Origin of the sequence: Bacillus sp. AFS077874 (assembly GCF_002566505.1) — a bacterium.
Classification (GTDB): domain Bacteria; phylum Bacillota; class Bacilli; order Bacillales; family Bacillaceae_G; genus Gottfriedia.
In genome coordinates this window covers 1-14,654 of record NZ_NUYF01000054.1, presented here as the reverse complement: position 1 = coordinate 14,654, position 14,654 = coordinate 1, and the positions used below count along the sequence as shown (strand labels likewise).

Here is a 14,654-nt window from a genome sequence, read left to right as displayed (position 1 = left end):
CCCTTATCCGTACTTCTATATAAATAGACAAAATAAAGAGCCAGTAATTTGGCTCTTCTATTCGTTTGCATAGTCATTAAGGTACTTCACTAATGCTTTATTAATATGATTTGTTTGGTCACCTTTGTTGATACTAATCACTTCCAACGCCTTTAATAAGTCATTATGGATCCAAAATGTTTTTTGGCGGTGCGTATCTTTAAACTGGGGCGATTTTTGTTTCTCCACTATTTTTGCTTTTGCTTTAAGTGATTCCATATTAATGCCAGAAAATGATTTGCTTTGGTCACTTTTCTGTTCTGGTAGGCTGAAGATCTCATCTCTTACTTCTTCAACTGTCTCCACTTTCTCTGTTGCTGGTATAGTAATCGGCTCAGACAGAACCGAGTGTGCATTTCTCTTTTCATTCTTCTTATTCATTTGTTGTTCAAATTTATTCAAGTACGCCACGCTCCTTTAGTTCATTAATTACATCTCGATACTCTCTGATTGCATCTTTTAATTCTGGATTGTCAGAAAAACCGAACGCACTGATCCGACCAGTAGATGCTTTCCGTTTAATGACTTTATTAAGGACTAAATCGCCGTATTGCTCCTGTATCTTTTTTAAGAAATATAAGTTATCGGATCGTCGGCTATCTTGCATAGACAGTAATATACCTGCCACTTTTACATTACTAAAATTTTGTTGCGCATGAGAAACTGTTTCCAAAAAGCGTCCGATTGCTCCCAATGACCATTTGCTAGTTTCTGATAAAACAAGAACGTGATCAGCAGCAACAATACTCGCAATGGTAAACTCACTTAATGATGGTGGTGTATCTATTAAGATATAATCATATTGCACTTTAACTTGGGCAATTAAATCCCTCATAAAGTAATTAATTTTATTGGCTCTTTGTGTATAAAGATAACGTGGCACTAATGCCAAGTAATCATCAGCTACGACTACATCAATGTTTTCATTTTCTGTTTTTACTATGTATTTCGCCAAATCTTCTTCTTTGATGGCTTCAAATAATGTGTGTTCCGAAAAATCTTCTAGGTCTTGCTGCGTTAAAACATCAGATAAGTTGCCCTGGCTGTCCGTATCAATACATAAGATTTTTTGATTTTGTTCTGCCAACAAATGCGCCAAAATGCTTGTTGTCGTTGTTTTTGCACAACCACCTTTTTGGATTCCAACTACAATTACCTTTGCAGCCACAAACTCATCTCCTTTTCTCACTTAATTCTATTTACAAGTTTATTGATTAGTTGTCTATGATGAGGTCTATACGTACATTATCTTATTCATTTTTATCTGTGTCAATAACAGTATCATCATCTATATTTTTGTATTTGTTTAGGTATACCTTTATATAAACGTTTATGTATATATTTAAGATATCGTAAACGTATACTTTACTATTTATAGTTATATTTTCGTATATATCAAAATTGTTATGTGAATAATTGCTGTCGGATTTATGGTCCTTTCATGGGAGTGTCGAGATTCATTTATTTTTCTACAATTTTATGTAATTAAAATGAAAGGTAGATTAATTTGATAGATGATATATTCTTCAGAAATTGGTCTAGATAACGACAGATCTTTTTCAAAAATAATTGATTATTGGTCTAAAATGCATAAGAGTTTGTGAAGAAACGTATAACTGGCAGATTAGTTTAAGTGTAAAGTTTCACAAATAGGAAGTATTTTAATATTTGCAAACCCTAAATTCATCCGCGTTTTTCTAGGATAAGACAAATTATTAATTAGGGGAGAAATTTATTTTATCATTTATTAGAAGTAATTAACATTACTCATAAGTAGTAGCATAATTTCAGGAATCGATGAAAATCGATTCCTTTTTTAGTATTTGGCAGGATAGTGAAAGAAGGATTGTGCATTCGAAAAAATATCCCATTTTTTCTATTAATTGTAAAATAAAACATTCACTCACTCCCGTAGGTAAGTAATAATACTACACTATTTAGAAGTAATTAATATTGAAAGTAAAGTAAATGAGCATTATGATCTGGTAGATTCAATGAAAAAGTTACATTTATAAAAGAGAGATTGTATTTTTGGTGAGATAACAACCAATAAAATAAATAATCACTTTCACAAGTTGGTAAAAACAATTTAGAAAAAGGGTATATTTTATATTTTTTTGGAAGATAAATGTATTAGTGTGTATTATAATTTTATTATAGTGAACTTATGTTCTTTTATAATGTTCGAAAATATTATTTTTCTACATAAAAAGAATTTAATACTAATGAACACAAGATAATAATAAGTGTTACATGTGATACAACTAAGGTGGTTTATTAGAAGAAAATATACCTTTTAAGAGATTAGGAGAAATTATGATTGAACAAAAAATATTTAAGATACTTTCTATCGATGGAGGAGGAATAAAAGGTTTGTATTCTGCGGTCATTTTGGCTGATTTTGAAGAAGAGTATGGATCATTATCAAATCATTTTGATTTAATCTGCGGTACCTCTACAGGGGGAATTATTGCTCTAGCAATTGCAGCAGGAATACCGGCAAAAGAAATCGTTAAATTTTATGAAATTTACGGACCTGAAATCTTTAAGTATAAAAATAATATTTACCGTAAAGTTCAGCAATTGAAACAAATTTTTATTACTTCAAAATATAGTGATAAAGAGTTAAAGAACGCTCTTAAAACTGTTTTTAAGGATAAACGAATTTGTGATTGTAAATCAAATGTATTAATACCTACATCAAATATTACAACTGGTTTACCCTGTATTATAAAATCAGATCATAGTGAAGGCCTAGGAAGAGATAAGCAGCACCTTTTAGTTGATGTTGCATTAGCGACTGCTGCCGCACCAACTTACTTTCCGGTGCAAACCATTCCTACAATGGAAAATCCAAATGATCAATTTGCAGATGGAGGGTTATTTGGAAATAACCCATCATTGCATGGAATACAAGAGGCTTATCGGTACTTTATTGGAAAAGAAAACCGAAACTATCAGAAATTCAGTTTGCTTTCGGTATCAACACTTCATAAAAATTTTGCTTTTGAAAGGAGACTTAAAGTTCAACGTAGGTCCTTTGTATTATGGAATTCTAAATTAATATCGTTAATGATGGATTTACAATCAATTTCTACTCATTATCATATAGAGTATTTAAATAAATCATTAAACGGTAATTATGTAAGAATTTGGAGTGAAGATTTGGATAAAAAAGAAAATAGATTGATTGATTTAGATAAGGCAGGTAAAAAATCTATTGAACTCTTAATTAAAAAGGGTCATGAGGCTAGTGCTAAATGGATTAGTAACGAACAGTTAAAACAAATTCTAAAAAAAGAAGAAAATGAAAACTTATTAAGGAGTGAAAAAGTTGGCTCAATGTAATGATCTTTTTATTCTATTTGATGCAAATATTGCCTTAAAATCAGAAAAGAAGCAGTCTTTAAGAACTTCTAGAAATGCTATAAGAAAGAAAATTCAAGACCATTTTGCCCAAACATTAAAAGCGTCTAAACCAAAATTTTGGGGTCAGGGTTCCTACATGATGAATACAACTATTAAACCTATTGAAGGAGAATACGATATCGACGATGGTGTTTACTTGGCACACTTAGCAGGAGAAAAAGAAGAAAATTGGCCAGCGGTTAGTACAGTTCATAATTGGATACTTAAAGCCGTTGATGGCCACACGACTACTCCTCCCGTTGATAAAAATACATGTGTACGTGTCATTTATAAAAATGATTATCATGTTGATATCCCTATATATATAAAGGTGGATGATGCTGAACACCCAAAATTAGCCCATAAAACCAAAGGTTGGGTAGATAGTGATCCAAAACTTTTAACAAATTGGTTTAACTGTGAAGTTACAGAAAAAGGCTTACAACTTAAGAGGATAGTAAGATATTTTAAGGCATGGAAGGATTCTAAAAAAGGGAGCGACAAATTTCCAAGTGGAATGATATTTACTATTCTTGCAGCAAACCATTTTGTCGAAGGTTATGAAGATGATGACGATGCTGCATTCGTTGCTACAGCTAAAGCCATATATGACGCATTAAACTCTTCATTTAGTCTAACACGTCCAGTTTTCCCCGAAGAAGAACTATTTGATGGATGGTCAGAAGGAATACAAACCACGTTCCTTAGCAAGTTATCTACACTCATTATTAATGGCCAAAAAGCATTAGAAAAAGATGATAAAAAAGAGGTTGCGGATATTTGGAGAAAGTTATTTGGGGACCGATTTCCTGAATATACATCTCCAGAGGAAAGAGTGGATAAAGGACATGCTTTTCAAACATCATCTCCTGCAATTATAGGTAATCATGGACGCTCTTCATAATCTAGCTGAAATATATTCCCAATTACGTAGCGATTCGATAAACTATCTCATTAATAAATATCAGGCTGAGTTTGTTGATTCTTTACAAAATAATCAAAATATCCAAAAATATCCAGTGACACTAAAGCTTAAAGTTGAAGTGGCAGGCATCGATATAATTTTGCTAATAAGTCTGCCTTTTAATTTTCCAGATTCTTTTCCAAAAATAAGTCTAGAAGATCATAGTTTTGATAAATTGTATCCATTGCCACATTTGAATCAATATAAAACACTTTGTATTTTTGATGAAGTAGTTGCAACTCCAAACCCTCATAAACCATTAGAAATCTTAGATAGTTGTATTGAGAGAGCAGAAGAACTTCTTTTAAAAGGTATAAAAAATGAGAATATGCAGGATTATTTAGATGAATTTGAGACATACTGGTCGGAAGGCAATAAGGGGAATTTTTTATCGCTCGTTCAACCTGGTGAAGAATGTAAGGAAGTCTATATAACGCCTTTTATATTGAGAGGATCTCAACATAGGTGGATTCTCTCCGATCAAAAGAGTACTGCAATTAATTGGATACAAAATATCGGTGGAATAGCAAAAGATGAAGAGGTTACAAAGGTACTGTATATTCCTTTAACAGAACTTCTCAACTTCCCCTTTCCCAAATGCAATTATGATGTATTCCGTTTAATAAAAGGAAATAAACTAGCAATAAAAGCCCTTTCAGATTATTTAACTAAGAATAAAAGACCCTCCAAAGTATTGTTTTCTATGTTTTCTAATGGTCAATATTCGTGGGGGGTATGGGAACACGAAAAACCATTTAAAAAAGTGACTTCACAATATAAAGGGCAGAAAAAATTACAAACAAGTGTTAAAGGCTTTAGAAAAGGAAGCCAACATGGGTGGCTTGAGTTAGTAAAAGATTTCCCAAAGATGAATATAAATAAGTATACCGTAGACGACGTTAGAGCCACCCGATTAAAAAATCGTGGTGGTGATGGTAAAACAAATAATCAGGGTTTAAGAGTAGCTGTTATAGGTTGTGGAGCAATAGGAAGTCATTTAGCACAAGGACTAATTGATATAGGTATACATCACCTAATGCTAGTTGACAATGATATACTCAGTTTTGAAAATATTAATAGACATTTGTGTGGGGCTAGTGATGTAGGTTACATGAAGACAGAAGTGGTTAAAAATCTACTGAGAAAGCATCATCCTACTACTCAAATACATGTATACAACGGTGATGTGTTATCACTGTTAACAAGTAGCCCCAATGCATTAAATTCTTTCGATTTAATTATCACAGCGATTAGTAACCTGCCAGCTGAACTAAGATTAAATGACTTGCAAAAAAACAACTTAATTACGAAGCCTATATTACATGTTTGGGTAGAACCATATTTGGCTGGTGGACACGCTATTTGGACTAATCCGGGAGAGCAAATCTCATTGAAGTCATTATTTTTGAGAAATGGTGAATATAAGTATCAAGTTTTAAAGAATGGAAACCATTACACTAAAAGAGAACTCGGTTGTAATACTTCATTTGTACCATATGGAGTATTAGATTTAAAAAAGTTTATTTTAGATGTAATTTTATTTATTGAACAACAATTAGTAATGGAATTGAAAACTAGTAGGATTTTTACATGGTTGGGGAATTTAGAGGAACAGAAAAATAATAAGCGACTATTGGCCCCTAAATGGGTTGGTGCCAATGGATTCACCACTAGATTCTTTAATTTTGAAAATAACGAAGAAAGTGCTGATTGATTTGATATATAAGAATAGTGTAAAATATGTTGTTTTTACCAAACAAGTGACTGAAATGCTTAATTCATATAAACAACTTAGAAGTGAGCAACACGAATCAGGTGGGATATTACTAGGAAAAGTATATAAAGATGTAATTGTAGTAGATAAAATTTCAGCTCCATCAAAAGAAGATAAATCAGGGCGTTTTCATTTTGAGCGGAATGTTGAAAAAGCACAAGAGATTATAAAAAATGAATGGAAAGATTCTAATGGTGAAAGGATTTACTTGGGGGAGTGGCATACACACCCTGAAAACATGCCTAGCCCTTCTAGCGATGACAAAAAATTAATAAAAAATATGCTGAAAGATTCAATTATGGAAATAGACTTTTTATTAATGTTGATTATTGGGATGAAAAGTAATTATATTGCTGTGCTGCAAAAAGGAGAAAAAACTTTACATCAATTAAAAAAAGTTGATACATCTGACGGTTTAGAAATTACGTTTTACCAAAATGATCAAGGTGGAATTTTTGGTTTTAAAGTTGGAGGTTATTTAGATTATGCTCCAAAAGGATATGATATTTATAATGCAGTCTTTTCACAAATATTTCTGGGGATTATTAGCTCTATACTATCGTTAACAAATGTACGTGATTATTCTCTTGAAGAAACAGAAGGATTTATACGATTTGCAGTTCCAGAACTAAAGTATCAAATTCGAAATGAAATTTCTCTTTTATTTGACTCTCTGTACCTTCAAGTTCAAATGGTTATAAACGAAATGGATGAACGAGTAATAGAAAAAAAAGTAAGAATAAAAATGGATAATTTATAATTGTTAAAAGTAAGATTTAATAATATTTCGAAACCGTTCATGCATATAATCACGCTTATGACCAAAGGAGAGAATATACTTAAGAATTACGTGACTGGCGATGGTGGAACAGTTAATGCTGCAACTAGAGCTTCAATTAATGATTTTGTGCAAGTTTAAGTGAGCGTGTGCCAAACATTAATAAAAGTATAGCGAGTAGATTGCCTAGTTGGATCAAGAGCGCTAAAAATAGAGAAGAGGTTTTAAAAGGGATTAATAAACTAAGAATAAAATTGAACGAATAATAAAAAATATTTAAAATCTAATTCAACTAACGAACGCTATAGTTGAAGATCATAAGTTGCATAATAACAGTGAGAATTAAGATTTTATTAATCATTAATAGGAAACGGAAAAACGCCTCTGACAAAAAGGCGTTTTTAATTTCGTATGTTTATTTACCCAATTAACTTCCAAAAATCGTTTTCATGCACAATTAGCACATTTGAACCTTCTTTTCGAAGTTGAACCGCTTTTTCAACTTTTCGCCCATAACAAGAATAAGCCCAACAAGGATTACCTTCTCCTCCAATGATTAAAAAATCGGTTTTCTTAAGAACGTTATTATTAAATAATCCACCTTTATCAGTAATAAGATTGGCAATTTCATTTCGCTTTGCTTTGTAGGAAGTACCAGTGAAACAGAATAACTTCCCTTCAAAAGAAATCTCAGGTTCAGTAGCACAAATTCCTTCGATCGAATACTTGCTTTGCAATGCTTTTATATCATATTCATTTATATTATAGGATTGTTTCGTGTCAATGAAATTTCCAAAGAAGGCTTTTAATGTGTTTTTTTCATCTACCGTAATTATTCCATCTTCAAGAACACTAACAAGTAAGCTAGTAATCTCATCAAATGGATAAGAACTCTTTAAAAAACGACGGTCATCCATCCACTTCTTTAACTGGATAATTTCAATGTCAGAAAGTTCATTATCTGCTAACATACCGTGAAAAATACCTTCTAATTGTTGAATGGATGAAGTGGTCAGATCATAAAACTCAATAAAATCTTCATCTTTATTTACTTGATTACATAACCATAAGATGTCATTAATTTCATCCAACTCAAGTATGTTGTCATTTAAGGATAAATCAATCAACGGGATAATTTCTGAAAAAGGTGGTTTTGATTGCAAATGTCTGTGTAAGTTACACCAATTGATCAATTCAGATAGTTCATCTTCATTGATCTTTCCGTCAAATTCCATTCCGCTAATAATCCCAATTAATGAGTTTACTGATCTATGTATTTCTGATTTTGAAGTAAAACTACGATATTCGTTTACTTCCTTAAAGTGCGTCATATATTTACCTCACTTTCCACTAAGTCAACCTCATGATTAAAACGTTCAACTAAAAACGACTGTAAAGCATCAAAAGAAGCAAATAAATATGATTCTTCCATCGTAAAATAATTAAACTGGTTAGTATAAACACATTTTCGGATCGTGATGACTCTAGTTTTTTGCAATCCGTTAGTATCTTTGAATTTTTGAGAGTATTTTTTGAACTCTTTAAATTGATATTTTGCTTTTTCTAGGCCATTTTCCATAATCACGAACAGGGCATTTGTTTTAATTCTTTTGTAATCCAACTCAGACTTCGTAATAGGGTATCTTCCTTTTGAGGACCAATTATCGATTCCTTTTGACGAATGACTAAGTAACCGTTCATGTGACTTAAACCCAGTTACATAAACATAGTCACCACTAAAGTCAAGAATCGCACTTGAAAGTTCTTCAATTCGTTCTTGTAACATAAACTACACCACTTTCAATAAATTTTTAACAACTAGAGTTGAAAAATTCGGAATTATAAAATAATTTTATCGATTAATGAGAACTTAGTAAATAAAATTTGATTAGAGTTTCTAAACGTTCTAACGAATTCATTGGTTTTAGTAAAGAAGGATTCAGAAGTTATGGGAGTTTTCAGACTTGTGATAATTTTAGTAAACGTAATAGTGATACTAGGTAAATATTTAGAACTCCTGGGAGCTGGTCATAGGCTCTTATTCTATTATTTATCTTATGCAACTAAACCAGCTAATAGAAGATTATTAGTCACTCCATTAAAGGACGCGGTTTTTCATTATTTAGTGACGCTTTTTCTTCTTCTAGAAGTAAGAAAATAAAAACGTTAAAAAATTTAAGGTTAATTTAAGTATGATTTAAAGGATAGTTCTTGATGAAAAATCATATAAAGACAAATGGAAAGCTTCTTCAAACAAATAAACGTTTTTCCCAATTGAAAAATAGTCAAAAAGATTGGATCACTATGGAACTTTATCAGCTTTACCACGCTAAAATGAAAGAAAGACGTACAACAAGGAAACTCTCTCCTGATCAGCGCGATTATGTTATATCGTCTCTATAATGAACAGATTCAGAATAGAGAAATATGGGTTCCGTATGGTGAAGTAAAAAAATATGCATTTAGTAAAACTACAAAGTTAGTAAAATCTTTTAAGAAATAAATTACTAAGTTGAGCGAGGAAATTGATGCCGAGCACGCTAACAGATAGTAAATGAATAATCTTTTTATAATAGGATAATTCAATTGGAATATATCAAGAGCCTGTTTTGTTCTAACTTTTTTCAGTACACGCTCTTTTGTTTGGTTCGTTCATCAAGGTTTTTAGAATAAGGGCAAATTAAATCCTAAAGTGATAACGGCTTTTCCAATGATGACATCTATATGTTCATTATCTTTTTCAATTTTATCTATTTTAATAAACGTTTCATCATCCATACAATTGTATATGTTTAGGTGTGCTTTTATATAAACGTTTATGTGTTTATTTATGAAAACATTAATGTATTCCTTTTGTTTATAGTTACATATTCGTATACATAAAGATAAATATTATTGAGTATAAAAACAAAATAGGAGTTGTATATATTTATGTATACGATTACATACATTTTAATGTATATATTGTATATCAATGTTAATAATCACAAAAATAAAAGTATAATAAACTGGATTTTGCTTAGGAAAAGAAATGAATTGATGTCGAAGTAATGGTCCATTTAAGGGAACTTTGGAAGGAATAAGGGAATAATTTTATGATGGCGTATCAAGATACATTTATTTTACTACACTTATAAAAATAGTGAAATTGATATACAAATTGTCAAACCCTATAAAGGTTAATAAAAAGGCCTTCCTACGTTAAAACATCAGATAAATTACCGTGGCTGTTCTTATCAATACATAATATTTTTTGATCTTGTTCGGCCAACAAATAGGTCAGCCACAAAATTTGCATCGTATTTGTTTTTGCACAAACACAACGCACTTCTCTTTTGGGATTCCAACCACAAATTCATCTTCCTTGTCATACATAATTCTATATATAAGTCTAAAGATATGCATGTCCATGATGACATCCATATATTCATTATCTTATTCGTTTTTATGTATGTCATCGAACTTAGCCTCATTTATATAGGTATATTTGTTTAGGTGTACCTTTATATAATCGTTTATGTTTTTATTTACTAAATTATCTTTGTGTTCTTTTTCATTTATAATTATATCTTTGTATATAAATAGTAGATGTTATCGAGTATAAATGAATGGAAACCTATCGTACATGCTGAAATTCACGGAAGGCCAGTAAAAGTTATTTGTTACGCTTTTAAAATGATTTGGTGATGTCTTAGAGTTGTTTAGTTATGTTACTGAAAAAAAATCCACCTTTTAAAAGGTGGAAGGTCAAGCAAAAGGATCATCATCGAGTATATCAAGATTTGCCCATGATTCCTTTTTCTTTTTTTCTTCTGATTCGTAGGTATCATCTGAAAGTCTTGATTCAGATGATACCATAATTGCATTAGGTACAGATTGTTTTTCTATCGGTTCAGGTTTAGTTATTGTTGGCTTTGGAGCAAGTGCAGGTGATTTATCAGGCGAAGAAATATCAAAATTAATCTTCCTTGGCATGATTTCTGAAACATCGATATATCCGGTCTGATCGTAAAGTTTTTGAGCTGCGTATAAGAAAAAACTTGATAAATCCGACTGACTATTGATCCAATCGATAAATTCCTGATTTACATCTTGGCTTAAATAAATATTGATTCTTTCCCCTTGCTGGTATGTTTTATTCCGCTTTCGTGCCATTAGCTAAAACACCTAATTCCTTTTCTTTTTGCTGTTCATAACGTGGTGAACAAGTATAAACAAGTAAACCGCGCACATTCACATATAAAGGATCAGCTAAGAAGGTTACATTTATTGTACGACCTTTAGTATCAAGGATTTTTTGAAGGTAATCTTTCAAAATAGCTGCGCCACCGCCATAGATGAATACATATGGATCATCCTTTAAGTCGTCAATTTTATTAATGATAGTGCTACTAATTTGTTGCGCAAGCTGTAACATACCTGTTTGTGATTCTTGATTTAAATCATTATGACGAGGGTGTTCAGAATCAAAATAGATTTCATTAAATTCTGCCATACTATCAATGGATTTACGAGGGTACTTACGGTTCCAGCGCTTTATCACTTCTAGAATTGTTTGTTTAACCCCATAATTTAATCCTTCAGAAAGCTTTGGATTAAATTTAACTCCTTCTGTTACAACGATTTCCGTTGTTCCAGCCCCAATATCAAAGTGTAGTAATGTTTTATTTTGGAAGTCTACCCTAATGATATTATCACCAACTTCAACTTTTCGTTCGATTACTTTTCCGGTTTCATTAAATACAACTCCCCAAGCAGCTGCTGCTCCTTCAGGAAGACATTTGCAGTATTCAACTTTAATAATGACTTTCACATTTCTTCCAGATGGATGATGGAACGTGATTTCATGTGTTCCCATATAGCGATCTGAATTTGCTTTTGCATTAGCTTGTGTGATGGTACTTACTGGTAATGCGACTGAAAGATCATAAGTAGCTTTAATTGTATCTTTACCATACTGTTTTTTCATCGCATTGATAGCTAAACCAGCAAGCGTAACAATTACAGGGATTTCATCTTTTGATTTATCCGATTTTTTTTCTAGTTCAACAGCTTGAAGATTATCATTTAATACTTTTTCACCGATTATGTAACGTTGACCATTAAACGTAAGTGCTTTTGAATGAATGGTTACATCAATATTATTAATTAGTTCATCAGCTGGAATGTCGTCCATATCCATCAGTTCAGTTGTTTCCCCCATATAAAGAGAATAAACAGTGGGAATCATAATAGGTTCAGAATCTTTTACCCAAAGTTTCAATCCATTATTCCCAGCATCAGCACCAGCTTTTAAAATTGTCATTATACATTTCACTCCTTAGAGATTAGTAGATTTTACCTTTTTTAGTTAAATTATACATACTATTTAATATATTAGCAATATAATTTAATAAATAATGCGCACAATTTGAGTATAATTTTGTGCTTTTTTCGTCTAATTTATATTCCGTATAGGTGTACATTGTGTGTAGTTAGTGCGCAGTTTAGAAATAAAAAAGATGAATTTCTTTATTTTGTGAAACCTCAGGAAACCGGATTAACAACGCTAAGTAAATTTTCAATTTCGTAAAACAAAATAATCCTTGCTACCTTAGCAAGGATTATCTATTTGGAAAAAATATCATTCATAGTTATTTCGAATTCTGGTAAAACGTGAGAATTGAATCCATCCTCATTATTGTAAATATAAGGCACTCCATATATACCATTTTCTTCAAGAATATATTGTTCCATGATTTTTTCATTAGGGTAAATTAACAAATACTCTATTACCCCAAGACTTTGATATTGGTTCAGTTTCTCAATACGATCTCTTAGCCAAGTGGGAGGAGATAGGACTTCTACAATGAGGTCCGGAGCGCCTTAACATCCTTTATTGTCTAATTTTCTTTTAGTCACATACTACGCTGATGTCAGGCTGTACAACCAGGTATTCTTCCTCATCCTTTGTAGCAGATAATCTGACGTCAAATGGAGCACTATAAACTTCGCACGTTTTACCTTTTAAAAACGTACATAGTTCACCAGTTAGTTGGGTGACAATACGTTGGTGTTGCCTTGATGGTGCAGCCTGCTTATAGGGAATGCCATCAATGACTTCATAACGAGGCTCATCAGGCCATGTTAAATAGTCAGCATAGGTTACCTTCTTAAAATGAGGTGGATTGATATATAAAAGGAGCACCTCCTTAATTATTTTTAGTTTAACATCATTAATAAAAAATACAGCTGAACTAAAAATAGAAGGAAGCGACTAGCTTCCTCCTGTTCGACTTATTAGGAAAGTGCACAATTGCAATAAGTTTACGTTTATGATGTGGATGATTTTTTGAAAATAACTTGTCCGACCCGTTCGATATGCCTTTTTAAGGCTTGGTGTGTAAGATGTGTACCATCGACTATATCGAAAAGGTAAGGCATATGACTTAAGTCTTCCAACCTGGCATGTAGCTTCGAGACAATGTGGAAATTAACCTGATCTCCATATATTGCAAGATCAATATCCGAAGTAGGTCTATAGTTACCTTTGGCACGAGAACCAAAAAGTATAACTCTATCGATTGCATCAAATGAAGAGGCCGCTTGGATGATAGCAGAGAGATCTTTTTCACTTAATCCATATTTCATCTTTCTTCTCTGAATTTCTCAATTAGTTTTTTTAAAGCTATATAATATTGATCTTTAATCAGTTGTTCTGCCTCTTGAGCATATGTATCATTATAAGTATGTGCCATCATGTTTCTTTTCTCTAGCATATCGATCCAAATATGTCCGTCTGTTATCAGTTCAGACTGAAAAGCGGTCTGAATTGTAGAACGAGGAGATTTTACATCAAAACCTTCCTGTTCTAGATAGTCTTTCATTGTTTTCCAAGCAAGCTCAAATGTATACTCGAAACACTGAATCAGTCCCTGTACTTCGAATTTGTTTAACTCACCTTTATCAATAAATTCCGTTAATTGCATGAATGCTTTATGAAAGTTGTCAAACCGTTGTTTCCAACGAATATCTTGCATCATAAGTATGACCTCCCATCGTTTTACATTAATTATGATTTTATTATAGTCAACAAAAATGAAATGACAAACTGTGAGCCCTTCACGGACACAATATTTCTTCATTGTTATACATACACTGTAGTATTTTACGAGCTTGTTACTTGCAACCACTGTAACGTTTTTTCATGACTAGCTGAACTCAATTTCTTTGAACTACCACCCAAGTATCGGCGCACAGTCGCATATGAGATACCAATGTCATTCGCTGCAGCCTTAATGGTGATCCCTTGATTCCTAATTGCCTGTTGAAGTAGTTCAGGAGAAAGTTCAATCCTTGTTTTTTCTTCATTACGATGATGACTATTTTCCTCTACGAGTATTTCTGGAATAGGCAATTGTGTTTTACTTGCTGCTACATCTTGTTCTGCGTAAGGAAGATTATTTAGTTCAATCTTTTTCTTATTTTCCTTTTTCACAATCTCAAGAGGCTCAATCATAACTTTTAATTTAGACCAGTATTCATCTATCCACTTTTTTTTCGCAGACGTTGGTTCACTAAATGATTCTTCGTAATGCCATTCCTCAAATATTCCATTTTGCTGAAGCTCATCTAGGATTTCATCAAAACGGTCCTTTAACTTTAATCCAGAATATCGTGCAGAAATGTTCATTTCAGTTAGGAGTGTTGAT

Annotated in this window: 15 protein-coding genes; 4 read left to right on the top strand and 11 right to left on the bottom strand. The window is 32.1% G+C overall.

From position 1 onward, the window contains the following. Nucleotides 1–57: 57 nt before the first annotated feature. Together COJ46_RS22030 and COJ46_RS22025 are read right to left on the bottom strand one after the other, a co-directional pair. Nucleotides 58–441, bottom strand: coding sequence for a hypothetical protein (locus tag COJ46_RS22030; protein ID WP_098566304.1), 384 nt, complete (start codon nucleotides 439–441; stop codon nucleotides 58–60). Next, a complete protein-coding gene (locus COJ46_RS22025; RefSeq protein ID WP_176527972.1) occupies nucleotides 434–1,207 on the bottom strand; it encodes a ParA family protein in 774 nt (257 codons plus the stop codon). Before COJ46_RS22025 ends, COJ46_RS22030 begins: the two co-directional genes overlap by 8 nt. A 1,148-nt stretch (nucleotides 1,208–2,355) precedes the next feature. Between COJ46_RS22025 and COJ46_RS22020 the strand changes: the two genes are divergently transcribed. The 4 genes from COJ46_RS22020 to COJ46_RS22005 are packed head-to-tail and all read left to right on the top strand — an operon-like array spanning nucleotide 2,356 to nucleotide 6,945. Next, nucleotides 2,356–3,387, top strand: a complete 1,032-nt coding sequence (locus tag COJ46_RS22020; RefSeq protein WP_098566302.1) for a CBASS cGAMP-activated phospholipase — start codon at nucleotides 2,356–2,358, stop codon at nucleotides 3,385–3,387. Continuing rightward, nucleotides 3,374–4,351, top strand: a complete 978-nt coding sequence (locus COJ46_RS22015; protein WP_098566301.1) for a CBASS cGAMP synthase — start codon at nucleotides 3,374–3,376, stop codon at nucleotides 4,349–4,351. Before COJ46_RS22020 ends, COJ46_RS22015 begins: the two co-directional genes overlap by 14 nt. Next, nucleotides 4,335–6,125, top strand: coding sequence for a ThiF family adenylyltransferase (locus COJ46_RS22010; protein WP_098566300.1), 1,791 nt, complete (start codon nucleotides 4,335–4,337; stop codon nucleotides 6,123–6,125). The genes COJ46_RS22015 and COJ46_RS22010 overlap by 17 nt, the downstream gene beginning before the upstream one ends. Further along, entirely contained in the window at nucleotides 6,097–6,945 is an 849-nt protein-coding gene (locus COJ46_RS22005; RefSeq protein WP_176527971.1) for a Mov34/MPN/PAD-1 family protein, read from the top strand. The genes COJ46_RS22010 and COJ46_RS22005 overlap by 29 nt, the downstream gene beginning before the upstream one ends. 437 nt (nucleotides 6,946–7,382) lie before the next feature. Here the strand turns inward: COJ46_RS22005 and COJ46_RS22000 are convergent, their stop codons facing one another. The 9 genes from COJ46_RS22000 to COJ46_RS24685 form a co-directional block, all read right to left on the bottom strand. Then, nucleotides 7,383–8,294, bottom strand: coding sequence for a BRCT domain-containing protein (locus tag COJ46_RS22000; protein WP_098566298.1), 912 nt, complete (start codon nucleotides 8,292–8,294; stop codon nucleotides 7,383–7,385). Then, nucleotides 8,291–8,749 carry a hypothetical protein gene (locus tag COJ46_RS21995; RefSeq protein ID WP_098566297.1) on the bottom strand — a complete coding sequence of 153 codons (459 nt, stop codon included), beginning with the start codon at nucleotides 8,747–8,749 and terminating at the stop codon, nucleotides 8,291–8,293. The genes COJ46_RS22000 and COJ46_RS21995 overlap by 4 nt, the downstream gene beginning before the upstream one ends. Before the next feature lie 1,961 nt (nucleotides 8,750–10,710). Next, the gene (locus COJ46_RS21980; RefSeq protein ID WP_098566294.1) at nucleotides 10,711–11,118 is read right to left on the bottom strand and encodes a hypothetical protein; all 408 of its coding nucleotides are present in this window, start codon (nucleotides 11,116–11,118) and stop codon (nucleotides 10,711–10,713) included. Further along, complete coding sequence (locus tag COJ46_RS21975) at nucleotides 11,099–12,271, bottom strand: ParM/StbA family protein (RefSeq protein ID WP_141540917.1); 1,173 nt, start codon at nucleotides 12,269–12,271, stop codon at nucleotides 11,099–11,101. The genes COJ46_RS21980 and COJ46_RS21975 overlap by 20 nt, the downstream gene beginning before the upstream one ends. Before the next feature lie 299 nt (nucleotides 12,272–12,570). Continuing rightward, nucleotides 12,571–12,813 (bottom strand): Uma2 family endonuclease, encoded by a 243-nt coding sequence (locus tag COJ46_RS25295; RefSeq protein ID WP_098566292.1) that lies wholly within the window; start codon nucleotides 12,811–12,813, stop codon nucleotides 12,571–12,573. Between the two features lie 43 nt (nucleotides 12,814–12,856). Continuing rightward, on the bottom strand, nucleotides 12,857–13,150 hold the full coding sequence (locus tag COJ46_RS25290; RefSeq protein ID WP_176527970.1) for a Uma2 family endonuclease: 294 nt from the start codon (nucleotides 13,148–13,150) through the stop codon (nucleotides 12,857–12,859). A 125-nt stretch (nucleotides 13,151–13,275) separates the two neighbouring features. Continuing rightward, on the bottom strand, nucleotides 13,276–13,593 hold the full coding sequence (locus COJ46_RS21960) for a nucleotidyltransferase family protein (protein WP_098566290.1): 318 nt from the start codon (nucleotides 13,591–13,593) through the stop codon (nucleotides 13,276–13,278). Then, the gene (locus COJ46_RS21955; RefSeq protein WP_098566289.1) at nucleotides 13,590–13,985 is read right to left on the bottom strand and encodes a nucleotidyltransferase substrate binding protein; all 396 of its coding nucleotides are present in this window, start codon (nucleotides 13,983–13,985) and stop codon (nucleotides 13,590–13,592) included. The genes COJ46_RS21960 and COJ46_RS21955 overlap by 4 nt, the downstream gene beginning before the upstream one ends. Nucleotides 13,986–14,110: 125 nt before the next feature. Further along, a partial coding sequence (locus COJ46_RS24685) for a hypothetical protein (protein WP_176527969.1) occupies nucleotides 14,111–14,654 on the bottom strand: 544 nt, incomplete at its 5' end.

Coding starts and splice junctions, on each gene's coding strand:
- COJ46_RS22020 (WP_098566302.1), top strand. CDS start 2,356: ATGATTGAACAAAAAATATTTAAGATACTTTCTATCGATGGAGGAGGA.
- COJ46_RS22010 (WP_098566300.1), top strand. CDS start 4,335: ATGGACGCTCTTCATAATCTAGCTGAAATATATTCCCAATTACGTAGC.
- COJ46_RS22000 (WP_098566298.1), bottom strand. CDS start 8,294: ATGACGCACTTTAAGGAAGTAAACGAATATCGTAGTTTTACTTCAAAA.
- COJ46_RS21995 (WP_098566297.1), bottom strand. CDS start 8,749: ATGTTACAAGAACGAATTGAAGAACTTTCAAGTGCGATTCTTGACTTT.
- COJ46_RS21980 (WP_098566294.1), bottom strand. CDS start 11,118: ATGGCACGAAAGCGGAATAAAACATACCAGCAAGGGGAAAGAATCAAT.
- COJ46_RS21960 (WP_098566290.1), bottom strand. CDS start 13,593: ATGAAATATGGATTAAGTGAAAAAGATCTCTCTGCTATCATCCAAGCG.
- COJ46_RS21955 (WP_098566289.1), bottom strand. CDS start 13,985: ATGATGCAAGATATTCGTTGGAAACAACGGTTTGACAACTTTCATAAA.